The sequence below is a fragment of the Romboutsia sedimentorum genome, from assembly GCF_030131845.1.
GTDB classification, from domain to species: Bacteria; Bacillota; Clostridia; order Peptostreptococcales; family Peptostreptococcaceae; genus Romboutsia_D; species Romboutsia_D sedimentorum.
In genome coordinates this window covers 65,097-90,813 of sequence record NZ_JASKYM010000008.1, presented here as the reverse complement: position 1 = coordinate 90,813, position 25,717 = coordinate 65,097, and the positions used below count along the sequence as shown (strand labels likewise).

Annotated in this window: 23 protein-coding genes; 18 read left to right on the top strand and 5 right to left on the bottom strand. The window is 28.4% G+C overall.

The window, feature by feature from the left end; translation table 11 throughout:
• The 4 genes from QOZ84_RS13245 to QOZ84_RS13230 all read left to right on the top strand — a co-directional run bounded on the left by QOZ84_RS13245 (position 1) and on the right by QOZ84_RS13230 (position 4,341).
• Positions 1–744 carry a hypothetical protein gene (locus tag QOZ84_RS13245; RefSeq protein ID WP_284133428.1) on the top strand — a complete coding sequence of 248 codons (744 nt, stop codon included), beginning with the start codon at positions 1–3 and terminating at the stop codon, positions 742–744.
• A gap of 125 nt (positions 745–869) precedes the next feature.
• A complete protein-coding gene (locus QOZ84_RS13240; RefSeq protein ID WP_284133427.1) occupies positions 870–1,784 on the top strand; it encodes an ABC transporter ATP-binding protein in 915 nt (304 codons plus the stop codon).
• Positions 1,784–3,034, top strand: coding sequence for an ABC transporter permease (locus QOZ84_RS13235; protein WP_284133426.1), 1,251 nt, complete (start codon positions 1,784–1,786; stop codon positions 3,032–3,034). The genes QOZ84_RS13240 and QOZ84_RS13235 overlap by 1 nt, the downstream gene beginning before the upstream one ends.
• A 794-nt stretch (positions 3,035–3,828) precedes the next feature.
• On the top strand, positions 3,829–4,341 hold the full coding sequence (locus tag QOZ84_RS13230) for a DUF3189 family protein (RefSeq protein WP_284133425.1): 513 nt from the start codon (positions 3,829–3,831) through the stop codon (positions 4,339–4,341).
• A gap of 603 nt (positions 4,342–4,944) precedes the next feature.
• Here the strand turns inward: QOZ84_RS13230 and QOZ84_RS13225 are convergent.
• Together QOZ84_RS13225 and gltS are read right to left on the bottom strand one after the other, a co-directional pair.
• Entirely contained in the window at positions 4,945–5,649 is a 705-nt protein-coding gene (locus tag QOZ84_RS13225; RefSeq protein WP_284133424.1) for a DUF421 domain-containing protein, read from the bottom strand.
• A 628-nt stretch (positions 5,650–6,277) separates the two neighbouring features.
• Positions 6,278–7,537, bottom strand: a complete 1,260-nt coding sequence (gene gltS / locus QOZ84_RS13215) for a sodium/glutamate symporter (protein ID WP_331496587.1) — start codon at positions 7,535–7,537, stop codon at positions 6,278–6,280.
• Between the two features lie 632 nt (positions 7,538–8,169).
• On the opposite strand from gltS, the gene QOZ84_RS13210 reads away from it, so the two are divergent.
• Positions 8,170–8,337 carry a hypothetical protein gene (locus tag QOZ84_RS13210; RefSeq protein ID WP_284133423.1) on the top strand — a complete coding sequence of 56 codons (168 nt, stop codon included), beginning with the start codon at positions 8,170–8,172 and terminating at the stop codon, positions 8,335–8,337.
• A 370-nt stretch (positions 8,338–8,707) separates the two neighbouring features.
• Here the strand turns inward: QOZ84_RS13210 and QOZ84_RS13205 are convergent, their stop codons facing one another.
• Complete coding sequence (locus QOZ84_RS13205) at positions 8,708–9,664, bottom strand: PQQ-dependent sugar dehydrogenase (RefSeq protein WP_331496590.1); 957 nt, start codon at positions 9,662–9,664, stop codon at positions 8,708–8,710.
• 586 nt (positions 9,665–10,250) lie between these two features.
• A complete protein-coding gene (locus tag QOZ84_RS13200) occupies positions 10,251–10,736 on the bottom strand; it encodes a DUF2798 domain-containing protein (RefSeq protein ID WP_284133422.1) in 486 nt (161 codons plus the stop codon).
• Positions 10,737–10,902: 166 nt separating this feature from the next.
• Here QOZ84_RS13200 and QOZ84_RS13195 point away from each other — a divergent pair, with 166 nt between their 5' ends.
• The 7 genes from QOZ84_RS13195 (at position 10,903) to QOZ84_RS13165 (ending at position 18,194) form a co-directional block, all read left to right on the top strand.
• Positions 10,903–11,334 (top strand): MarR family transcriptional regulator, encoded by a 432-nt coding sequence (locus QOZ84_RS13195; RefSeq protein WP_284133421.1) that lies wholly within the window; start codon positions 10,903–10,905, stop codon positions 11,332–11,334.
• 342 nt (positions 11,335–11,676) lie between these two features.
• Positions 11,677–12,576 carry an SH3 domain-containing protein gene (locus QOZ84_RS13190; RefSeq protein ID WP_284133420.1) on the top strand — a complete coding sequence of 300 codons (900 nt, stop codon included), beginning with the start codon at positions 11,677–11,679 and terminating at the stop codon, positions 12,574–12,576.
• Between the two features lie 431 nt (positions 12,577–13,007).
• A complete protein-coding gene (locus tag QOZ84_RS13185; protein WP_331496585.1) occupies positions 13,008–13,265 on the top strand; it encodes a hypothetical protein in 258 nt (85 codons plus the stop codon).
• Positions 13,266–13,420: 155 nt separating this feature from the next.
• Complete coding sequence (locus QOZ84_RS13180) at positions 13,421–14,527, top strand: glycoside hydrolase family 10-like protein (RefSeq protein ID WP_284133418.1); 1,107 nt, start codon at positions 13,421–13,423, stop codon at positions 14,525–14,527.
• 272 nt (positions 14,528–14,799) lie between these two features.
• Positions 14,800–16,128: a Na+/H+ antiporter NhaC family protein gene (locus QOZ84_RS13175; RefSeq protein WP_284133417.1), complete on the top strand. Its 1,329-nt coding sequence runs from the start codon at positions 14,800–14,802 to the stop codon at positions 16,126–16,128.
• Between the two features lie 592 nt (positions 16,129–16,720).
• Positions 16,721–17,599, top strand: a complete 879-nt coding sequence (locus tag QOZ84_RS13170) for a radical SAM/SPASM domain-containing protein (RefSeq protein ID WP_284133416.1) — start codon at positions 16,721–16,723, stop codon at positions 17,597–17,599.
• Positions 17,600–17,849: 250 nt separating this feature from the next.
• On the top strand, positions 17,850–18,194 hold the full coding sequence (locus tag QOZ84_RS13165; RefSeq protein ID WP_284133415.1) for a phage holin family protein: 345 nt from the start codon (positions 17,850–17,852) through the stop codon (positions 18,192–18,194).
• Between the two features lie 129 nt (positions 18,195–18,323).
• Here QOZ84_RS13165 and QOZ84_RS13160 read toward each other — a convergent pair whose 3' ends face one another.
• Positions 18,324–18,971: a glycosyltransferase gene (locus tag QOZ84_RS13160; RefSeq protein ID WP_284133414.1), complete on the bottom strand. Its 648-nt coding sequence runs from the start codon at positions 18,969–18,971 to the stop codon at positions 18,324–18,326.
• Between the two features lie 222 nt (positions 18,972–19,193).
• Between QOZ84_RS13160 and QOZ84_RS13155 the strand changes: the two genes are divergently transcribed.
• The 6 genes from QOZ84_RS13155 to QOZ84_RS13130 all read left to right on the top strand — a co-directional run bounded on the left by QOZ84_RS13155 (position 19,194) and on the right by QOZ84_RS13130 (position 25,338).
• Positions 19,194–19,601, top strand: coding sequence for a bacteriohemerythrin (locus tag QOZ84_RS13155; RefSeq protein ID WP_284133413.1), 408 nt, complete (start codon positions 19,194–19,196; stop codon positions 19,599–19,601).
• A 259-nt stretch (positions 19,602–19,860) separates the two neighbouring features.
• Positions 19,861–21,033, top strand: a complete 1,173-nt coding sequence (locus QOZ84_RS13150; protein ID WP_284133412.1) for an NAD(P)-dependent malic enzyme — start codon at positions 19,861–19,863, stop codon at positions 21,031–21,033.
• 23 nt (positions 21,034–21,056) lie between these two features.
• On the top strand, positions 21,057–22,028 hold the full coding sequence (locus QOZ84_RS13145) for a 2-keto-3-deoxygluconate permease (RefSeq protein WP_284133411.1): 972 nt from the start codon (positions 21,057–21,059) through the stop codon (positions 22,026–22,028).
• Between the two features lie 250 nt (positions 22,029–22,278).
• Positions 22,279–23,877: an ATP-binding protein gene (locus QOZ84_RS13140; RefSeq protein ID WP_284133410.1), complete on the top strand. Its 1,599-nt coding sequence runs from the start codon at positions 22,279–22,281 to the stop codon at positions 23,875–23,877.
• Between the two features lies 1 nt (position 23,878).
• Positions 23,879–24,553 carry a response regulator gene (locus QOZ84_RS13135; RefSeq protein WP_284133409.1) on the top strand — a complete coding sequence of 225 codons (675 nt, stop codon included), beginning with the start codon at positions 23,879–23,881 and terminating at the stop codon, positions 24,551–24,553.
• Between the two features lie 365 nt (positions 24,554–24,918).
• On the top strand, positions 24,919–25,338 hold the full coding sequence (locus tag QOZ84_RS13130; RefSeq protein ID WP_284133408.1) for a HutP family protein: 420 nt from the start codon (positions 24,919–24,921) through the stop codon (positions 25,336–25,338).
• The last annotated feature ends 379 nt before the right edge of the window (positions 25,339–25,717 follow it).

The following is a 25,717-nucleotide window of genomic DNA, read 5'->3' as shown; positions in this document are numbered from 1 at the left end:
TTGAAAAATAGTTGGTTTGCATATATAAAAATTAATGAAGATAATAATAAAATAAAAATATCTGGAATAAAATTTAAAGAATTCATACAAGGTATAGCTGAAAAACCTAAAAACTTATTAATTCTATCAGGGGATCCTGCAAATAGTGAAATAGACATTGAATGGAATTTAGAATATATTAGTAATTATAACTTAAGTGAATTTTATAAAGAGGAAGTATATGATTTTGGAGATTTCCATTGGATAGATTTTGAAGAAGAATATAATTTAAATAAGATTGATAAGTCTGATTTAGCTAAAATTTTGTATTTCAATCATAAATGTACACCATTTGATACATTTTTATTTGAGAGTTTGAACAACAAATACGCATATTTTGCTCATGATGATGATTATAGAGTTGATATATATATGAAAAATATTGAAGATTATAAACAAGTTATAAATCATAAGATTCTAAAGGAATTTAAAGGTAGAAAAAAAAATATAGCGAGTTTACCACAAGAAATATTAGATTATATATATGATTTATGCAAATATGGTATAGTTATAGATTTTGAAAAACTATCATATGATAGCGTAAATATATACTCTATAGGAGATATTGGGTTTGTAGAGGAAGCACATGAAAAGCTTGATAAATGCAGAAGAACTTTACGTGGAGTTTCATTAAGCTATGACAATAGAAAGAAAACTTGGTGTGTATATGACTGGAGCAAAAGACGATATCCTTTGGAAGTGTAACTGAGAACCGTATCACAAGTAAGGGTTAAGTATTTTAACATAAAATGGAAAATAGTTGAAATATAAAAGTTGTTAATGTAGTATGTTAATTAATATACAATGATTTTTTCAAAGAGGGGGAAACTATGAAGTTAGAAGTAAAAGGACTAAAGAAAAGTTTTTCGGGAAACGAAGTATTACATGGAATATCATTTTCAGTTGAAAGTGGGAAGGCACTTGGATTATTAGGAAGAAATGGAGCAGGGAAAACTACAACAATTCGTATATTGATGGATGTTTTTAAAGCTGATTGTGGAGAAATATTGATAGATGGAAAGAAGTTTGAACCAAGAAATTATCAAATCGGATACCTACCAGAAGAAAGAGGTTTATACCCTAAAAAGAAAGTTACAGAGCAGATAGTTTATTTAGCACAATTAAGAGGTGTATCAGCTAAGGATGCAAAAGAAAATACAAAAGTATGGCTTAAAAAGTTAGGTATAGAGGAGTATGCAAACAGAACATTAGACAGTTTATCAAAAGGAAATCAGCAAAAGGTTCAATTAGCACAAACCTTAGTATGTAATCCTGAGATTGTTATACTTGATGAACCATTCAGTGGACTAGATCCAGTTAATGCACAAATACTTAAAGATACTGTTAGAGAATTAATAAGCCAAAATAAATTAGTTATATTCTCTAGCCATCAAATGAGCTATGTTGAGGAATTTTGTGAAGAAATAGCTATAGTAAATAAGGGCGAGGTAGTATTAAGTGGAAATCTTAAAGAAATAAAAAAAGAATTTGGTAATAATCGATTAATATTAAGTGCAAATAACTTAACATTAAGTGGTTTAGAATCTATATGTAAAGATAAGTTTAAGGATTTAGTAATTGTAAATGAAGTTAAAAAGAATTATTTAATATTAGAGCTATTTGATAGTGTAAATAAAAATCAATTATTAGAAAATATATTAAAAGAAAATGTAGAGATAGAAACATTTTCTATATATGACCCAGACTTAACAGATATATTTGTAAAGAAAGTAGGTGAAGAATAATGAAACAATTTCTTACTGTATTAAAATTTGAGGTTGAAAATTATTTTCAAAAAAAATCTTTTATAATAAGTACTGTAATAATTGCATTAGCAATGATTGTTGGCTTATCACTACCTAACTTTATAGATATGTCATCTATATTACCAAACCAAGGTAAAAATGAAACCAAAGCTGAAAAGGTATTAGAAGAAGATAAAACTAAGTTTGCAATATATGACGAAAAGAATATTATTTCTAATCAAGAAAAGTTAAATACTTATTTTCCAAACTCAACTTGGAAAGTAGTAAAAAATCAAGCTGAACTAAATAAGTTAGTTGAAAATCAAGGTGTAGAAGCAGGTTTCAATGTTAAAAGCTTGACTGAGTATGATTATGTTGTTCAAAATACTAAATTTGATGATGAAAATAAGAACATATTTGATGAACTTTTGAAAAAAGAGTATAGAGAAAATAAAATTACTAGCGAAGGAATAGACTTCAATAAGGTAGATAAAATTTATAATGCTCAAATAGATTCAAATGTTGAAATATTAGGTAAAGATAGTGCAAATAATTATTTTTATGCGTATATATTAATTTTTATTATATATATGATGATTATAATGTACGGTCAATTAATTGCTATGGGTATAACTGCAGAAAAAAGCAATAGAGCAATAGAGGTATTAGTTACTAGTACAAATACAAATAATTTAATATTTGGTAAGGTTATTGCAGGTGCAATCGCAAGTATAATACAAGTTGTAGTAATAATGTCATCAGCGCTTATTTCATATAAGGTAAATAGTGAAGTATGGAATGGAATGCTAGATAGTATATTTAAAATTCCTTCAGAATTGATAGTTACATTTGCTATATTTGGAATACTAGGTTACCTATTCTATTCATTTATATTTGGAGCATTAGGGGCTTTAGTGTCAAAGACAGAAGAAATAGGAACAAGTGTTGGTCCTATAATGATGATATTTATGATAGTATTCTTTATTAGTATGTATGGATTAACTAATGGGGACAGTACACTTTTAAAGGTTTGTTCATATATACCATTTGCATCTCCAATGACAATGATAGTAAGAGTTGCAACAGGAGCTGTTACATCAATGGAATTCATAATATCTGCATTAATATTAATAGTATCAACAGTATTAGCAGGGATGGGTGGTGCTAAGATATATAGAATGGCTACATTAATGTATGGAAATCCAGTAAAATTGAGAAATGCGCTAAAATGGTTGAAAAGTGAAAAGTAATTGAGATGGTAGAAGGAAATTTAAAATTATTTGAAATACTGATGATCTGATAATGTAAATTTAGAATAATAAAGTAAGACGATCTCTGTTGGATGTGTAACAAAGAACCGTATCACAAGTAAGTGATAGAATTGCAGTAAATAATATTGGGGGTAGTAGAATGGATAAAGAATAAGAGACAAGCGCAGAAAGAAAAATTAGAATAAATATTAATACCATATTGCACTTGCTTAGAATCAACTATTAAAGAGATTAACAAAGTGTATTTATATAAAGAAGAAAAATTTCAACAGTACTCGAAACCAGGTGTACGGTGAATAACCGTATAATGGCTTCAAATACCACTCTTTCAGTCAAAGTCAAAGGTTCTAGCAGTTTATGCTAGAGCCTTTTTAACAGGATTTTTTGTTGGAAATGTGGTTAGAGACCCCTTTTTGATGACAAAATAGGAAGGATTAAACGAAAGTGGATTAGAGTTACCTTTGAATATAATCAAAATCATTACGTTATTTTCTTCAAATCATTGTAGGTAAGTGATACACACAAATCTGAGGATATAGGTGGTTTTGGTAAAGTGTATAATATTGCAGTCGGCACAGGCCTTACAGATGATGATGGAAGTGCACATACATTAATGGAATTATTAAGAGATTAGGTTTGGTAGTGGTAACGGATTGTAGAAGCATTGAAGACTTTTGATAGAATTTGTTCAAATATTGTTTAGTTGTAATATTTAATATATATACTATAATTGTCAAAATAAAGTAAAAAATAATAAGAAATTAGGTGATTTAATGATATACATATATAATTGTTATGGAGGAACCCATTCATCTATTCTAGCAATGGCTTATCACTTAGAAATGCTGGATGAAACTCGAGAACCGACTAAGGATGAAATATTGAATTTACCTAACTTTAACAAGTTAGTATATGGAAATCGTGGAGAATTTTTTTATTATGGAAGTGATAAAGATGGAAACGAAGTTTATGTTGTAGGGAGGGGACGTTCAAAGGTTTTAATTCCAGGATTATATAATTTAGCTTCTATGCTCCATAAACAAAAGTTATTAAATGAGAAAATTATATTTTCCAATACGTCGCCAACAGTTCCATTACCAATGACCTTAGGTGGATTATTTTCTAGATGGTTAAAAATTGATTTTATAGGAGTTCCCTTACTTGTAAAGGGAGCGAAACAATCATACAAGGACGTTATAAAACTAGTAAATCATACAAAAGAGGCAGCAAATGAAGATAAGTCAGAGGTTATTATTTTAGATAATAAGGAAATTAAGAAAAAATGATTTTTAATATTCCTTGTTGCTAGGTAAATAGATCCATCTTTACTTTGAATAACTTCTCGTAAACGATCATACTCATCCTTTAGCCATGGGCCTTTGTTCACGAATGCAATACCAGAGGGTGCCATGTAACTTCATCGCTTATATTTATGGCCTAAGGTACATATAATTTGTCAGCGATAACTTCAATATCATATGGAAACTGTCTTGATGTTATTGATCTTACTTTCACTTTGGCTAATTTATGATTAGGAAATATTATATTATATAAAATATTGTGAATAATTTTTTTCATAGGATATCCTCCAAATTATTTATCTAATCACTATATTATTCTTTCAAGAGGCTAATGTTACTAGAGAATTACTAGATCCTTCTGAAGATGAATTAATTGATACTGTAGATGAGTTTGCAGATCATGCATTAAGGAAAGTCAATTAGAGGGTGATACAGCAATAAAGATTGAGACTAAAACTTTATAAATTTATTGTAATTTGTATATTAATAAAAGCTACCTTCTTTGGAGATTTAACAGAAAATCGTATCAGAAATAAATGAGGCTTAAACTAATCTGTATATAAATAGATGTGTTTAAGCCTCAATGGGTTACTTATACAAAAAAACTTTTAGGTTATCTTTATTATCAAGGGTGGCAAGCAAAACATTTTTTACTCCAGTTTGATATAAATTTTCTAACTTGGAAACAACCCAGCCTTCATCTTTATGAAGCTCTTTTAGCTCATTGGAATTAATTTTACCTTCTTTAATAATTGTTCTTGGAAAATTAAAAGATTTTGTTTCTATATGCAAGGATGAAGGTGTAATTGGTTCGTATTGTGGATGTAGAAAAACGGAGATTTTACCATCAGGCTCCCAAGTTGCTAATGCTACCTTTTTCACATCCTCTACTTTTTCTTCACGTAATTCTTCTAATAATACATCAATTGATATTCTTGATTTTTTTAATCCGTTATAAAGGATTTCGCCATTTTGAACAACTGTAATTGGTGAATTATTAATAATTCTTCTAAGAGACGGAAATTTAAGAACTATGAATACTCCACCAATATATAGGACAACTAACACAAGTGTTGTAATGATGGAGCCTGTTAATCCAAGTTTTTCATCAGACAACGGATGGGCAATTATATTACCAATCACTAAAGTAATAGCAAAATCAAGTAGTCTTAATTGAGAAAGGGAACGTTGACCTAAGAGTTTTGAAATAGCCAGCAAAAAGAAAAAAGCAATAATAGCACGAAATATCCAGTCGATGGTGCTAAGTGTTTCCTGACCATGTAAAAAGTCCATATAAAGATCTCCTTTATCTAAAAAATTTAATACTTATGTTATTTTAACCAATAATTGATGAAAAAATTAAAAGAATTAGAGTAATTCACAAATTACTCTTTTGATAAAATAAAGTTAACTGATGATGTGATAACGCCTTAATGAAGTATAGAATTTAGTAAGAGAATCAGTCAGATTAATATTATTGGGATAAATATAATAGTTTATTAAAATGGATAGGAAAATTCATATTAGTTACAATTATTTTAGTAATAACATCATTTGTAACTCTAGGATTTACAATCAATGGAATATGGTCACTTTTAATAGCTGTTATTGCAATGTCTGGATTAAATTTTTTTAGTAGGATTACTTATGAGAGTAAGTATTATAGGAGCACCATTAGCAGATATAGTTATTGGAGTTTTAGATGCAATATTTCCTGCTAGAGCTATATAATTTTAAATATATTCAATAAATTTTATTAAGATAACAATTTTTAGAAAAATAATCTCATTTAAAGAGATAACAGAGAACCGTATCACAAGTAAGGTAGGCTTTTATCGAATAAGTATAATTAAGAGGAGCATTTTATATAATTTTAAAAATTAAACTCACGATAGTTATTATCGTGAGTTGTTATGTATATTTATAATAGATTCATAAGGGTTGTTATAACTGCTGAGTTTAAAAACTCTATAAATAATGCTCCAACTAGTGGTAATATGAAAAATGCATTAGGTGCTGGACCATACTTAGAAGTTACAGACTTCATATTTGCTATTCCGTTTGGAGTAGCTCCCAAGCCAAATCCACAGTGACCTGATGCAAGTACTGCTGCTGTATAATCTTTTCCCATAACTCTGAATGTAATAAAGTAGGCAAACAGTATCATTAATAATGTTTGCAAAGTTAGCAGTATTAATATAGGTATAGCTAGGTCTACAAGCTCCCATAGCTTTAAGCTACACATAGCCATTGATAAAAATAATGATAAACATATTGAACCTAGGCTTTCTAATTCATTACTTGCTATTGGCCATATTCCTTTTGCATCTGAAATATTTCTCATAATAGCAGCTACTATCATAGCACCTATATAAGCCGGCATTGTTATGCCTATATCTGAAAATAAGTTTGATACTATAGTACCAAGTCCCATAGCTATTATTATTTGCATAGCTGAACTTGTTAATTTACTTTCTGAAAGTTTTCCTATAGATGCCTCATCACATGATATCTCACTATATGATGCTTCTCCATGTGCGTTTGTTGATATTACTTCCTCTTTTACTCCTATTTCCTCTGGTTGAAGTTTATGTTTTTGAACTAATCTATTTGCAAGAGGACCACCTATAATACTTCCAGATACTAATCCAAATGTAGCACAAGCCATAGCTATACTAAGAGCACCTTCAAGTCCATTTGCTTCCATGATAGGTCCAAATGCGCCAGAAGCTCCATGGCCACCTGTCATAGAAACAGAACCTGCAATCAATCCTAATAGTGGGTCTACACCTATTGCCTTAGCAGATAAAATCCCTACTATATTTTGAGCTAATACCAACATTACTGCTACAATTAAAAACTTAATTACTTGTGTTCCACCTTTTTTTAAAACTTGAAGACTCGCAGTAAATCCAACTGTTGTAAAGAAGGCTGTCATTAATATATTTTGTAAAGTTGTATCAAATACTATAGTAATTACTCCTGTTTGTCTTAATATAAATGCTATTATTGCAAAAGAAAACCCTCCTACAACTGGTGCTGGTATACAGTACTTATTTAATACATAAACTTTACTTTTTATAAAAGAGCCTATCAAAAGCACAACAGTAGTGAATGCAATGCTTTGAATTATGTCTAAATTTAGTGTCATCATTTCTAATTCGCTTGAAAATTGAAACATAAATTTTTCCTCCTTAATATAAATTTAAATTTTAAATCTTGTAATGAATAATTTTGAAATTTAATTTCTTTTGAATTTATTTTCTGATAATTGAGTTAGAAAAAGACCTCATTTTATAAATATATAGCTTGCTAAAAAGTCTCATATAATTTCACATTTATGATCTGGTTTGCTGGTCATTGTTTGCTTTTATAAATAAAGTTGTTGCCATTTTCTTTTCCTTTTGTCTGTTTGTTATATTTATGCTGTTATACGAATGGTTAAAGATAGATAGTTTATTACAATTATTATTAGATTTTTTACTAATTGTGTATATTTAATAGTAAAAGTAATATTAGTCAAATTGATGAGATATATTCCATATATTACAATAAAATTTTAACGAAGTCAACTTAATTAATTTTTATGTTAGGAGATTCTATAGATGAATTATAACGTATTTAGTGAATTAGATTTTACATCACTGTTGCTATTATATGTTGGTACATCAGCTAATGAGCTATATGATAGATTAAAAAAATTGGGATTATGCTTTAAAGGATGACCAAGTAATGATACTTGTATATGTATCTTTAGCAGGAAAAAATGCTGAAGATATTTTAAAGTAAAGTGGAATAAAAATAGGTACAAGCATGGCAAAATATTTAGTAAAAAAGATACCCAATGAAGTAATTAAGAATATTAATCAAAAAGTAGGATTTAGATTATTAACTAAATTTAGAGAAAAAGGCGTAATCAACTTAGGTAAATGTATACCTTTAGTTGGATGTTTAACGGAGAACCGTATCACAAGTAAGTGATACGGCTTTTAAACTATAGAATTAATATTTAACCTTATGAACCTTTAAGATAATATTAGTGAAGCAACCATCTATTAATAAAATGCAAATATCCAACGATTATGAATTTATCAAAAAATAAATATAACTTAAGTTAAGATTATGAAGAGGATGAACTATCTACTAATTTAATGCTAGGTGGTTTTATGATTGGAATGGCAATAGGATATGTATTAGAATGTATAAGAAAAGAAGATATAAGAAATGAAAGTTGAAACTAATTATTTTAAAATAAAAATCAATATAGATGGAAAATAGGTGCTATTTCAAACACCTATTTTTTAGTTATATATATTTAAATCAGTAGTACCCTATGAAGATAGTTCTTAGTTTATTTTGGAATAAGACGGATAATTTTATCATCAGTTATATCAGGATTTCCATTACTATCCCTATTACTTGTTGCTAGGTAAATGGATCCATCTTTGCTTTGAATAACTTCACGTAAACGACCATACTCATCCTTTAGCCATGGTTCTACATCTTTCACGGATGTTCCTTTTCCATTCAATGAGATAGATAGTAGTTGCTGTCCACGTAAATTAGCCACGAGTAATTTTCCTTGCCATAGTCCTTGATTTACAAAGGCAATACCAGATGGTGCCCATGTATCTTCTTCACTATGTATCAAAGGTTTTTGTACTGTGATTTGTGTGGATTCTTCATCTCCTTGAACTAGAGGCCAACCATAATTAGCACCTGGTTGTATTATATTTATTTCATCATGTGCTGATTGTCCATGCTCTGATGCATATAATATATTTTTTGAGTTCCATGCTAAGCCTTGGGGGTTCCGATGACCTAAGCTATAAATAGGTGAATTAATAAATGGATTATCTTTAGGAATTTTACCATCTAATTCTATTCGTAGTATTTTACCGCCTGTACTTGTGAGGTCTTGAGACAATGCAGAATTTCCGGCATCTCCTGTTGCTATATATAATTTATTATCTGAACCTATCTTTATTCTTCCTCCATTGTGAATTTGTCCTCCAGATATTTTATCAAGGAGAGTTTGGTCAATAAATGCTACATTATCTCTTTTTATTAATCTAACAACACGGTTATAAATTTGGTTATTTTCAGCATATGAATGCATAACATATATATAGTTGTTTTGTGAAAAATTTGGGTCTAGGGCAATTCCCATTAAACCACCTTCACCCTGACTTATAAATGGTGCACGAAATGTGATGAGAGGTTGTGGATTAAGCTTACCATCTTTAATAACTCGAATAGTACCAGAACGCTCAGTAAAATATATATTTCCTTCATCGCTTATATCTATGGCCCAGGGTACATATAAATTTTTACTTCTTACTATTTACTATATTATTCATTTAAGGGGTAATGGTGATGTTTTAATATATAAGTTCTAATAGAATAAAAAATACTGCCTTCTTTTATGTTAATCAGGCATTTATCAAAAATGTAGATTTCATATAATTAGAACGTATAAAGATTTATCTAAAAATATTATATAAATTTGAAGGAAAGTCTTAGCTATATATATAAATAACAATAGAAAGCTTGATTATAACAGAGAATAATGTTTTGGATTGTGTAGCATCTAGGTATAATATAATGGAAAAAGGTATATATATGGAAACAAAAGGTGCAACAACATCAAAGGATAGTAGTAGGAACGGTAAAGTATTTTCAAGAAGTTAAATAAATAATCATAAAAATACATATAAAAGTAATTAAAACAGTAGAAAAAACACTAAATTCTCTTGAAATACTAATGATTTGGTATGATTGAGTAAATGTTACAATAGATGAAAGTAGTAAGATTTTAGAAATAATAGAGTAAAACGACCTCCTTTGGAGGTGTAACGAAGAACCGTATCATAAGTAAGTGATACGGTTCATTGTTATACAGCATTTCCTTGATTATTAATATTTGTAAAGGGTGGAAACATTTTGAAGAATAAAAACCTCATCAAAGGAGATACAATTAATAAATTCAAAGGAATTGCAAAAATAAAGTTTGTAATTATAGCAATACCATAAGCAGAAATAAAATTAGAAGAAAATCCTATATTAGTGAGCACTCCAAATAAGGACATCCAAATAACCATCCCACATCCTGTAAAAAATGACATGCACAGTCCTACTTTTGCCATACTATCATTTGGCTTTAATATTTTACTTGTAATAATTTTTACAATCTTACCAACTATAAAAATATCTCCTATTAATGCATATATAAAAGCTAGTGGGAATCCCATTAATGCATGTCTAAATATAGATAATGTAAATCCTTCAATCATGGCTACATTATAGCAACTCATAATAAATACCATTGTTGTGCATATCATTAATATAAATATAAAATGCTGTTTTTTATTTTTAAACAAATTAATTACCTCTCTCTTGTCATATTGTCAACTTAGTTGACTAATGTATGATAGCATTTTTACAACAATGATGTCAACTAAGTTTACTGAAATTATATTATTTATTTGAAAAATTATATATAATAATAGAGATAGAGAGATTTAATTAAAATAAAGGAGTTTTAATATGAATACAGAGTTTAAAAGTTTAAATATAATAGATTTAATAAGTGAAAAACACGCAAAGCTTAGAAAAATGGTTATAGAAATTTGGGTTGAAATGGGAGAAGAAAGAGTTAGTGATACAGAATCATATATGCTTGCACTAATTGAAAAAAATGAATTAACGGTTGCGCAGATTGGGAGGATAATAGGAATATCACGTCAAGGTGCTCATAAATGTGCAAAAGGCTTAATTGAGAGAGAATATATTATAATAGAAAATCAAGATATAAATTCTAGGGATAAAATACTTGCATTAACTGAAAAAGGGCTGCGATTTTGTAGAGAGACATTAATTTTAAAAGAAAAGTTAGAAGCCGATGTTGTAAAATCTATAGGTGAGGATAACTTTAAAATATTAAAGGATTGTTTGAGTAAAAATTGGTTTACAATATAATTGCCGTAAAAAATAAAGGTTTTTAGAGCCGTATCACAAGTAAGTGATACGGATTTTTGTATTTAAAGTAAAAAAATATAAAATTTTTTCATGAAAATAATAAAATTCAAAAAATGTAGGTCAACCCCTAGAATTATAACGAATAAAAGTTATTATAATTAGTTGTTATTTGTATTTTTTGTAACTATTTTGTCACTTTTTAGGCCTTAGGTGTTTACAAAGGGGTAAAAATATATTAAACTTAGAAACAAGTTACAAAACGGTAACAAAATTTGAAAGCATGAATTTTATAACGAGATAGTTAATCATATATAAATTTTATTAATTAAATGGAGGTACTTTATGAGGATAAATAAAAATATAAAAAAATCATTAATACTAACGATAGGTTTAGTAGCTGGAGGATTATATACTTCAACACATAATATATATGCAGCAGAAAGAGAAGTAGTAAGAGCAGAAACATTAAATGTAAGAAAAGGACCATCTATAGAAGAATCTAAAATAGAGTCTTTAAATAAAGGGACTGTTGTTGAAATATTAGAAAAAAACAATGGATGGAACAAAATTAAAGTTGCAGAAAATGAAGGATGGATACATGCAGACTATACTAGTAATGAAAAAGGTAAAGTAACTGCTAATAAATTAAATGTAAGAAAAGGAGAATCTATAGAAGAAGAAAAAATAGATTCTTTAAGTAAAGGAACTGATGTTGAAATATTAGAAGTAAAAGATAATTGGTTCAAAATCACATCTGAAGATAAAAAAATCGGTTGGGTAAGTGAAGAGTATATATTAACAGAAACTCAAGCTAAACAATTAGAAAAAGAAGCTTCAGTTGCTAAAAAAGCTACTAGTCAAAATAATAATAAAGTAGAATCAAATAACGATGAAAATAACAATAAAGAAGTACAAAGTACTCCTCAAAATAATAATACTAAAGAAGATGAAACTATAACTTCTAACAATAATAATGGACGTTCAATGACTGTAAATGCAAGTGCATATTCAGGACATACTATAACAGCTACAGGAACTACTCCTAAATGGGGAACTATAGCGGTAGATCCTTCAGTAATTCCATACGGAACTAAAGTATATATACCTAAGTTTGATAGAGTATTTATAGCAGAAGACTGTGGAGGAGCTATAAAAGGTAATAAAATAGATATATTTATGAATAGTGAAGCAGAGTGCAATAGTTTTGGGAGACAAAATATAGAAATACAGATATTAGGATAACTAGTAATTTAATAACATATATAATGAAGGATGGATTACTTGAAAATATAGGTAATTCATCCTTTTTGATTTTATAGACAAAAGTCAAGTTGATGTAAAGAAATAGACACAATTAGAAAATGTATACTTAGGTTTAGATAGAAATTTAGATGTTATAAAATATATTTGTAATGGGATAAATGTAATTAATAATTGAGACATGTTCATGAATACTCAGAAAGCATTAAGCTAGCTGAAGAAGGTGATGCATAATGAATTTGAAATCTAAATTATTTGTAGAATTTTATATAAATATTTATCTATTAGAATAGTGTCGCTCTTCTTAGAAATGAATATCATAATACTAGAGAGGAGTTGGTTAAAAAATGGCGTCAGAAAGAAATAATTACAATAGAGATATACAGAAAATACAGGATAAATGTGAAAGGTTTTTGACCTATCATGCTATTTTCACAATGAAAGATGGAAGCACATTCGATGGAATTATTGAAGGTGTAGATAGAGATTGTGTTATCGTATTAGTTGGAGAGGATGTAATAGAACAAGAATGTGAAAATCAATCTGATCAACGACAATATGGGCGTCCTAGAAGACATAGAAGATTTAGACGTAGATCTTTCCCACTTGCTACCTTGCTTGCATTATCATTATTATCTTATCCTTATGTCGCTCCGCCGTTTCATTATTAGGAAGGAATATCTAATAAATAGTTGAATATTTAGTATATATAATAAAGCAATAATTAGAATGTACATTAAATTTATATATTATAAACATTAAAAACTCTAAGTATTATTATCACTTTGCAATAAATAATCATACTATTTTATAGGAGTGTGAGGATATGAGAAATGATTGTAAACAAGTAGAACTTAGGGGAGTATGGATAGCAACTGTATACAGTATTGACTGGCCTAAAGAGCAAAATAATCCTAAAGCACAAATGAAAGAATTCATAGAGATATTAGAAACTTTAAAATCATTAAATTTCAATGCTGTATTTGTTCAAATAAGACCAGTATCAGATGCATTATATAAATCATCTATAAATCCATGGTCAGAATACCTTACAGGTAAACAAGGAATTAACCCAGGATACGATCCGCTAAAATTTATGATCGAAGAATCTCACAAAAGAAATATGGAATTTCATGCTTGGATAAATCCATATAGAGTAACTGCACAAGGAACTGATTTAGATAAATTAGCAGAAAATAATATAGCAAAATCAAGACCAGACTGGGTGCTATCTTTTGAAAATGCATTATTTTATAATCCAGAAAATCCAGAAGTTATAAAATATATTGCAGTTACAGTCTATGAAATAATTAAAAATTATTGTGTAGATGGAATTCATTTTGATGATTATTTCTATCCATATAATTATCCTCTACCAGAAGGAGAAGATAGAGAAGGGGAAATTGCAAATAATAGACGTGAAGCTGTAACTCAAATGATTAGATTAGTATATCACGTCATAAAATCAACAAGACCATCTGTTCAATTTGGTGTAAGCCCTTTTGGTGTGTGGAAAAATAAAAGTAGTGATATAAAGGGATCAGAGAGTAAAAACCTAGAGAGTTATTATGATGTATATATGGACACTGTAACTTGGGTAGAAGAAGGTATTGTAGACTATATAGCTCCTCAAATTTATTGGGCTATAGAAAATAAAAATAGTCCTTATGAAAGCTTAGTAAAGTGGTGGTCAGATTTAGTAAAAGGTACAGGTGTTAGGTTATATATAGGTCACAATATAGGTAATGTAGATATAGCAAAAGAGATAGCACAAGAGATAACTATAAATAGAACTTACGATGAGGTTGAAGGAAGTATATTTTTTAGTATGAGAAATATAGAAGAAAATACAGGAAATGTAGTAGAACAATTTAAACAAGTATATAGTTGTAAGGCGATTACACCTGTACAATGGGACAACAGGTATAGATAGTCAAAAAAACCTAATAAAATATGAACTTAGATTAAATATACTAAGTTGAATTATTGTAAAAAGCTATTGGAATTATAATTCCTATAGCTTTTTTGTATTGTACAAAAAATGAGTTTTAAGCATTGTTGACAGGTAAATAAAAATACAATAATATTGTATCGAAGGAAATAAAAAAAGCATCATTATTCTATTAAAATTAAAAGAGAAGATATTTAGAAATATCTTCTCTTTAGTTGTATATTAAATAAGAGTTTAGGAAGGTATTACGAAATATGGAAAATATGACAAAGACAAAAGAGAAATCAAACAATAAAGGTAGTTTATTAGCATTAAGCCCTATACTAGTATTTTTAGTATTATTTTTAGGAAGTGGTATCATAACAGGAGACTTTTATAAAATGCCTGCATTAACAGCATTCGTAATTGCGGCAGGAATAGCTTTTATGATTAATCCTAAAGAATCTCTAGACACTAAAATGGAAGTATTCTGTAAAAGTGCTGGAGATAGTAATATATTAATAATGCTTGTAATTTTCTTATTAGCAGGAGCTTTCGGCAGTGTAGCTAAAGCAATGGGTGGAGTAGATTCTACAGTTAACTTAAGCTTATCAGTTTTACCACCAAATTTATTAGTACCAGGGCTATTCTTAGTTGTATGTTTTATATCTACATCTATGGGAACATCTGTTGGAACAATTTCAGCATTAACACCTATAGCACTAGGTATTTCTGAAAAGACTGGAATGCCGCTAGAATTATTAGTAGCAATAATAGTTGGAGGGTCTATGGTTGGGGATAACTTATCTATGATATCTGATACAACTATAGCAGCAGCAAGTACACAAGGATGTCAAATGAAAGATAAAGTAAAAATGAACTTCTTTGTAGTATTACCAGCAGCATTAATAAGTCTTGTAATAATAGCTGTAATATCATCGGGATATGGAACTACTTCAGCTGAAGCAGGATCTTTTGAAATAATAAAAGTTGTACCTTATGTAGCTGTTTTGGTAGGAGCTTTAGCTGGTGCGAATGTTTTCGTACTTCTTGGAGGAGGAATTTTATTTGCAGGAGCAATAGGAATCTTTACAAATACTATAGATATATGGGGATTTATAGGCGCTGTATCAGAAGGTATGGCTGGAATGCAAGAATTATGTATCTTAGTTTTAGTAGTCGGAGGAGTAATCGGATTAATAAAGCATAACGGTGGCATAGAATTTATATTAAACTTTATAACAAGTAAGATAAAAACCGCAACTGGTGCTAAGTTTGGTATAGCTTTACTTGCTAGTATAATAGATTTATGTACGGCTAATAATACAATAACAATAATAACAGCTGGTCCTTTAGCTAAAGATATTGGAGAGAAGTATGACCTTGATCCAAGAAAAATAGCTAGTATGTTAGATATTTTTGCATCATGTTGGCAAGGAATGATACCATATGGAGCACAAATATTAACTGCTGTTGGTATAGCAGGAGTTTCTTCTGTGGCAATAATAAAATATTTACATTATCCTATATTCCTACTTATATTTGGAATCATATCAATAACTATAGATTTTTCATTCTTAAAAAAGAAGAAAAAAGCAAATTAATTGATAGTATAGGTATATGAAAAAGATTATTTAATAATATGTTTACTGATAGATGGGCTGCCTAAAGAATAAGGCATCCCATTTTTTTATTTTTAAATTTAGTATCAAGATCAATATATTTATTAAAATAAATTATATATAACCACTTGAATAAAAATTTTTTCATATTTCTTAGTTCAAAGAAGCATACAACATTTTCTTAAATAAAAAATAATATTATTTTCTGAAATTTTTAAAAAATTGTTCTTTTATAGGTACTTTCAAAACATAAAAAACGTATTGAATTATATAATAAACAAGTGGCATTAATTGAAGTTCAGAAATGATTGTCTATTTTAGATTGAAATCTGATATAATAATCATGTAAATAAAAACGCTTAGTGCATCAACACTAAGCATCCTTATAACATTCATTTTGTTTTAGGGCTATGAGATTAATTAAACTATATTTAATTTTAAAAAATAAGCACTGATCTTTACTGGATAGAGTGCTTTTTTATTTGCTTCTAATAGTCAGACAACTAAGGTTAACAGAGTATATTAATGTTTTTATCAAAAACTTTAATATAAAGACAGAAAGTAGGAATTAAAAATGAAAAGATTTAAAAGTGTATATATAGAGATAACAAATATATGTAATTTGAGCTGTGATTTTTGTCCGAAAACAAAAAGAAAATATAAGTTCATGGATAAAGATGAGTTTAATCATATAATAGAGGAAATTAAGCCTTTTACTAATCAAATATATTTTCACTTAATGGGAGAGCCATTACTCAATGAAAATATAGAATACTTCTTAAAAGAAAGTGCTAATAATGATTTAAAGGTTAATTTAACTACAAATGGAACGTTGTTAAATAAAAATACAGATAAATTAATTAATTCAGATGCATTAAGACAAGTTAATATATCACTTCATAGCTTTGAAGCAAATGAAAAAACTTTAGAACTTGAAGAATATATAAAGAATGTTACTGAATTTGTTAACAAAGCTAGCGAAGACAAAGATATAATTTGTTCCATAAGACTATGGAATATCGATAACGAAGATCTAAAGGGAGCTAATGGATTAAATAGTGATATTTTAAAGATGTTAGAAGAAAATTTAGGTTTAGATTTTTCTTTAGGCGAAAAGCTTCAGGAAGTTAATAAGCTTAAGCTTAAGAATAAAGTGTATTTAAATATGGCAGAAAAATTTGAATGGCCAGATATTGAAATAGCAAGTATTGGTGAAGATGTTTTTTGTCATGGACTTAGAAATCAAATGGGCGTTTTAGTTGATGGAACTGTAGTGCCTTGTTGTTTAGATAGTGAAGGGAATATATCTCTTGGAAATATATTTAAAAAATCTCTCAAGGATATATTAAAAGTAAAAAGATCAACTGATATATATGATGGATTTTCTAGAAGAAAAGCTGTTGAGGATTTATGCAAAAAATGTGGTTATGCAACTAGATTTAAAAAGTCTTAATTTGTATTGATAAATAATGAATCGTATCATGGTAAATGATACGATTTTTTGTTATATGTTATATAAATAAGGTTATAGAGAATATTATTTAATATAGTGGTCAATATATAACTATATTAAATAATCCTAGGATATAAATGTATATACTTTTATTTAGTATGGATATTTAGTCATGACAAAGCAATTAGATAGTAAGCAAAAACTTTGTGCAAAATAAATAAAATAATATTTTATTAAAGGAGTAGTTTTTATGGAAAATGATAATAGTTTATTAAGATGGATAGGAAGATTCATATTAGTTGCAATTATTTTAACAATAACATCATTTGTAACTCCAGGATTTACAATCTATGGAATATGGTCATATTTGATAGCTGCTGTTGTAATATGTGGATTAGATTATTTAGTAGAATCATTTATGGGAGTTGATGCATCTCCTTTTGGAAAAGGTGTAAAAGGATTTGTAATTGCAGTGGCAATAATATACTTAGCACAATTTTTAGTTCCTAATATGAGAGTATCTATTATAGGAGCAGTATTAGCAGCTATGGTTATAGGAATTTTAGATATAGTATTTCCAGCTAGGGCTATGTAGTTTTAAAAATTTTTATCAGATAATAAGTTAGCAAAAAACATATTATTTATAGATATAATATAAAACCGTATCACAAATAAGCGATACGGTTTTGTGTTGTAAATTTTAAAATAAGATTATAAGTGATAACTATTTAAATTTTTGAGGGAATTGTTTGATTATCCCATCACTAAGTATATCAGCAAACTCAATCATATGATTTTCACCTTTGTCGTATGCTTTAATATCTGCATTCCAATCTTTATTTAATCTATAAACTACTTGATCTGTAACAAATTGTAAATGCATATATAGCATATCTTTTAGAGTTTTATTTGAGTAATTAGGATTAGCAGAACTTAAAAAATTAGCTATTTTATCAGCATTTTCATACCATAGTTTATTATATTTTTCTAACTCATCTTTATTTCCATTTTTAGCTGCATCAGTAACTTTCCCTGCAAGCTCTATATGTTCTCTAAGTAAAGCAGCAAGTTTATTTCCAGCTTCTTCTCCATAATAAGGTTTAATTGAATTTCCAATGTCATCTTGATTTTTAAGAAGTCTTTCTAATACAGGACCTTTATCTTCAAGTGAAGACAAATCACTTACAATAAAACTTCTAGTCCATGAAACATGATCTATCCAAAGTTTTCCCTGAACCATTCTTAAATTACAGGCCGCTTTGTTAAAAGGTATATCTTTAGAATAGGTACATTCTAAAGCTTGAGATTTAAATGGTACTAAAATCAAAGCCAATAAAAATAATGATAATAAATTTCTTAAAACTTTCTTCATTGTTATATGCTCCTTTGTCATTAAATTTCAATTTTAGTTTACCCAAAGTCACATATGTATACTCTTAATAAAGAGCATTATTAAAGAATGAATAGAGCAATATGAAATATAAATTTTAAGAGTAATAGGAACGTTATTTTGGAAATTGACTTTAGTAAGATATAATGGTATAATATCTGTTAATATTTACCAAAAAATATTAACAGATTGTGGGGAAGAAAAATGGCATATAAATGGTCTGATGAGTTACTAACAGGTAACGTACAAATTGATACAGAACATAAGGAACTGATAAAAGCAATTAATGATTTATTAGAAGCTTGTAGTAAGGGAAAGGGTAGAGCTGAATTAGAAAGGACAGTAAAATTTTTGTCTTCTTATACAAAAACTCACTTTGGGCATGAAGAGGTTTTACAAATGAAATATAACTATCCTGATTATAAGAATCATAAAGAATACCATAAATACTTTATAGATACAGTTGAAAGTGTACATAAGAAACTTTTATCAGATGGTCCAAGCATTGTTTTAGTTGGAGAAATTAACAGTAAAGTTGCTAGTTGGATAATTAAACATATAAAAACGGAAGATGTTAAAGTAGCAGCACATATAAGAAATAATTCTAAATAATTTTTTGATTTAGAGCGTAGACATAGTCTACGTTTTTTGTTTTTGTAAATATACATGAAGAAAATAAATTGATTTCTATTTTAAGCAGCACACTTATAATTTATAGGTGTGCTTTTTTTATAATATTACCTGTTAATATAATATCAAAATATTCTTTATAACCAAAACTTATTTTAAACTTTCGAAATATTTTAATATATATAAATACTTGATATTATTAAATCATAAAAATAAACAACAAAAAGGAAGGATGATATATATGAATTATTACGAAGAAAGTTTAAAAATACATGAGGAGAACGTTGGTAAAATTGAGATTGTAAGCAAGATAAAAGTTGAGACAAGAGATGATTTAAGTTTAGCATATACACCAGGAGTTGCAGAGCCTTGTAGAAAAATTTACGAGGATGAGGAAAACGTATACAAATATACATCGAAAGGTAATTTAGTTGCAGTAGTAACAGATGGTTCAGCAGTTCTTGGATTAGGTGATATAGGACCAAAAGCTGGGCTTCCAGTTATGGAAGGTAAATCAATACTATTTAAAGAGTTTGCAGATGTAGATGCATTTCCTATTTGTATAGACACAAAAGACGTAGATGAAATAGTAAGAACAGTTAAGCTTATAGCTCCTGGATTTGGAGGTATAAATATAGAAGATATAGGTGCTCCTAGATGTTTTGAGGTTGAAGAAAGATTAAAGAAAGAACTTGATATACCAGTATTCCACGATGATCAACATGGAACAGCAATTGTTGTTTTAGCGGGTATTATAAATGCTTTAAAGGTAGTTGAAAAGAAAATAGAAGATATTAAGGTCGTTGTAAATGGTGCTGGTGCAGCAGGAACAGCTATATCAAATTTATTATTATCTTCTGGAGTAAAAAATTTAATTGTTTGTGATAAGGTAGGTATTCTTCATAGAGAAATAGAAAATGTTGACGATGCTAAGTTGAAATTAGCTGAAATTACAAATCCAGATAATATAAAAGGAAAGTTATCTGATGCGTTGGTAGGAGCTGATGTATTTATAGGGGTATCTGCTCCAGGTATTGTATCAAAGGATATGGTAAGGTCTATGAACAAGGATTCTATATTCTTTGCTATGGCAAATCCAACTCCAGAAATTATGCCAGATGAAGCTAAAGAAGCAGGGGCAAGAGTAATAGGAACTGGTCGTTCAGATTTCCCAAATCAAGTTAATAATGTATTAGCTTTCCCAGGTATATTTAGAGGTGCTTTAGATGTTAGAGCAAAAGAAATCAATGAAGAAATGAAAATAGCAGCAGCATATGCTATAGCTTCTATGATAAAAGATGAAGATTTAAATGAAAATAATGTAATTCCATATGCGTTAGACAGAACAGTTGCAACTAATGTAGCTGAAGCTATAAAAAAAGCGGCAAGAGAAAGTGGAGTAGCAAGAATATAAATATATAATGGGAGGAAATCAATATGCAAATTCCAATTAAAAAAACGCTAGATAGAATTCCAGGGGGAATGATGGTTGTTCCCCTTTTCTTAGGAGTATTAGTTAACACATTTTTCCCTGAAGTTTTAAAAATTGGTGGTTTTACAACTGCATTATTTGGACCAAAGGCATCATCAACAATTTTAGCTTGTTTTATGTTTTTAATTGGTTCACAAATTAACTTTAAATTAGCACCAAAAGCATTAAAAAAGGGTGCAATATTAATAACAGGTAAGTTTATAGTAGGTGCTGGAATAGGTATACTTGTAGGTAAAATTTTTGGACCTTCTGGAGTTTTAGGACTATCACCATTAGCTATTCTTGCGGCACTAACAAATTGTAATGGTGGTTTATATGCGTCTCTTGCTTCACAATATGGGGATGAAACTGATGTAGGTGCTTATGCTTTATTATCTTTAAAAGATGGACCATTTTTCACATTAGTTGCATTAGGAGCATCGGGGCTTGCTCAAATTCCTATTATGTCGCTTGTAGCAGTAATGATTCCGATAGTAATAGGAATGATTTTAGGTAACTTAGATTCAGATATGAGAGCTTTTCTTGGAAGTAGTAAGCTATTATTAATACCATTTTTCTCATTCCCATTAGGTACAGGAATGAATTTAGAAACTATCATAACAGCAGGTGGACCTGGAATATTATTAGGAGTAATAGCTTCTTTAACTGGAATAGGAGCTTATATGTTACTTAAATTATTTAAAGAAGAACCTATAATTGGGTTGGCTACAGGGTCAACAGCAGGAAATGCGGTGGCAACACCAGCAGCGGTTGCAGCTATAGATCCAACAGTTGTTACGATAGCAACAGTAGCAACAGCACAAGTTGCAGCAGCATGCGTAGTATCTGCTATAGTTTGTCCATTCATTGTTTCTTATGTATTTAAACTAGCTAAAAATAAACAAATGAAAAAAATAAATGATGGATTAGCATCCTGATAAAACTAAATCTAAATAGATACATAAAAAATACCCTTTCTTTGATCTTATGATTAATAACTTTTCTCGAAAAAGAATCATAACTACATCAATAAAGGGTATTTTTATACGTTATATTAATTAAATTTTATTTTGAAATTCCAAAAGTAGATGGTTGTTTATTCCGAAAATACAAGACAATTATTAGCAGAGTACTATATAATAGGATAGGGATAATGATTTCCTTATACGCAAAAACGAGGTGACATATGTGAAAAAAAAGATGAAATTACAAACTAAGCTTACTATATTAATTATTGCAGTAGTGTTTATATCTATATCTATAATAACTTTTTTTGTTGCATCTTGGATTAATACAAATATTGAAAGTACGGCAAAAACTAATGTGATGAATGTCGGTGAAATAATTGCGAATTCTAGACAAGTTATAGATGCACTTAATAAAAAAGATTTCAATAAAGAAATTAGTCCATATGTTGATACACAACTTAAAAAATTAAGTGAAATTGAGTATATAATAGTAGTCGACAATGATGGTATTAGGTATTCACATCCAAATCCACACAAAATAGGTAAAAAATTTGTTGGAGGGGATGAAGGTAGAGTTGTTAAAAAAGGGGATACATATATTTCAGAGGCTACAGGTACACTTGGAAAATCTTTAAGAGCTTTTATTCCAATTTATGATACAGAAAGTAAAAAAGAAATAGGGTTTGTTTGTGTAGGAACACTCTTACAGAGTATTGGAGAAACAAAGCAGATAGCGATATTATATATAATTTTAACTTCATTAGGTGCGCTTACGGTAGGAGTTATAGGTGCATTTATATTATCAAAAAATATAAAAAATATTTTACTAGGTCTTGAACCAGAAGAAATAACAAGACTATATAATGAAAAAATGGGAATTCTAGATGCTATTTATGAAGGATTAGTAGCTATTGATAATAAAGGAAAAATAACAATTATAAATGACTCAGCACTAAATATATTACATTATGGAAATAAAGTTGAAAAAAATGAAATCATAGGAAAAAATGTAGAAGACTTCTTCCCTAATACACGATTACTTACTGTATTAGAAACCGGAGAAGGTGAGTTTGAAAAAGAACAAAGAATAAATAATACTGTAATAATGACAAATAGAATTCCTATAAAAGATAGAGATAAAATTGTAGGAGCTATCGCTACGTTTAGAGATAAAACAGAGTTAACTAAATTAGCTGAAGAGCTTACTGGAGTTAAAAAGATGGCGTGGTCTCTAAGAGCTCAAAATCATGAATTTATGAATAAGCTTCATACTATAACAGGATTAATACAGCTTGAAGACTATGAAGAAGCGATACAGTTTATATCAGATGTAGCTAAAAGTAGAAACAAAATAAGCAGTACTTTAACTAAAAATATAAAAGATTCATATTTATCTGCAATACTGTTTTCTAAATACAATAAAGCTGAAGAAAATAGAGTTAAATTCAAAATAGATGAAAATTCTATTTTTAATAATCTTCCTCAATTTATGACTTCTGAAGACATTGTTTCTATAATAGGTAATTTAATAGAAAATTCATTAGATGCAGTTAGTAATGATGGAGAAGGCCAAATTTATATAAAAATAGAACAACAAAATGAATATCTTAAAATAAAGGTTAAGGACAATGGTCCTGGAATCAAAGAAGAGCATATAGATAAAATTTATGAGCAAGGTTTTACCACTAAAGACGGTGATAGAGGACATGGTATGTCTATTGTAAAAGAAATAGTAGATGATGCTAATGGAACTATTGAACTGAAGGTAGATAAAGGTGTTATTTGGAATATTACTATACCTATGCTAAGGAGTGAGTAGTTTGATTGAAGTAATGATTATTGAAGATGATCCAATGGTGAGAGAAATTAATTCTAGATTTTTAAAAAGAGTGGATGGGTTTAATTTGTGTAAGGCTGTAGGTAGCCTTAATGAGGCAAAAGAGTTTATTAAAGGTAAAAAGCCGGATTTAATATTATTAGATGTATTCTTACCAAATGAAAATGGGATTGATTTTTTAAAATGGTTAAGAAATAAAGAAATTGGTATTGATGTAATATTAATTACAGCAGATAAGACTATAGAAAGAGTTCAAGAAGCTTTTAGGTATGGAGCTATAGATTATTTGATAAAGCCTTTTGATTTTGATAGATTTAAAGATTCTCTTATTCAATTTAAGGAAAGATATTCTGAGTTTAAAAAAGTCGAAGAAATTGAGCAAAGTAAATTAGATAAATTAATATTAAATTCTGAAGTAACTCAAAAATATGAAGGACTTGCAAAAGGGTTCAATAAGTATACATATAAATCTTTATGGGATGAAATTGGAAAAATGAATAATGAATACTTTACATCTGAAGAAATGTCAGAAAGAATAAAGGTTGCTAGAGTTACAGTTAGAAGGTATTTAGAATATATGGAAAAAGAGGGTCACCTAGAAAAACTTGTAGAATATGGAAAGGTAGGAAGACCGCAACATAAGTTTAGAAAATTATAAATTTAAATAATCTAGTTTTTGAATAGTTAATTATGAAAGTATATAATATAAAGTCAAAATAAATTAGGTGAAGAATTATACAAGCTTAAGGTTACAATATTAATATTTTCAGAACTATATAACTTTGTAGTGTTAGCTATATAAAATGCATAAGACTAAAGCATTAAGGGAATTTAAATACATTTGAAAAGTTATGTTAAGTTTATTGAAGGATATAATATTAGCTAGTATAATTATATTTTTTTATTTGAAAATATATGCTTAGTGATATAATAAGTTATAAAATATAAAAATTTATTTTGATTTATAGAACTATTAAGATATAAAAAATCATTATATAAATAGCTTATTTGGGAGGTTTACTTATGAAAGAAAAGAATAGCGTAGATATAGCAAAAGCTTCTATTAATATGGCTGTATCTTCAAGACAGGAAGAAGAAAGACTTATAGAAGAATTTAAAAAGGACAATGTTTTAGCTGTAGCAGTAGATATTGGTGGAAATTTAAATTCATCTATTCAAAAAATTATAGAGAGAGCTTTGGTTGCTTCTAAAAGAACGGGAATAATTAAAGATTGCCATGTTCATGATGGCGCTATTGCAGGAGCTACTAGAGAGGCAATAATGCAAGTTGCAGACAAAGCAAATGGTCTTAGCGTAGGTGGGAAAATTGGAGTTGCAAGACAAGGAGAGCATGTAAGTGTATGTATTTTCCTTAGTGTAGGATTACTTCATTTAAATGAAGTAGTAATTGGACTTGGGCATAGATCAATAGCAGATTTATAAATTATATAGTTGACATAAGTTGAAAATCTATATATAATTCACTTTAACAGGAAAGTAGTATAGATAATATAGATTATCTTAGTAGGTAGAATAGTAGAACAGTAGTTTAATAGTAGAGATGTTATGGTGAATTAAAAGGATAGTAAGTAAAAGTAGAATAGGAATTATTAATTTACCAAACATTATAAGAATCAGCATCAAAAAATATAAGTGTATTTAAATATATTAATTTTATATATCTAAAATACACAAATATTAAATAGTAGCACAGTAGTATAAGTAGGAGATATAGCTTTAATAGTTAATTATTTTGGAATTAAAACAGTCCTCTCCATATAAATTTGTGGAGGGGTTTTTATATTTAACGAGTTATATCTAA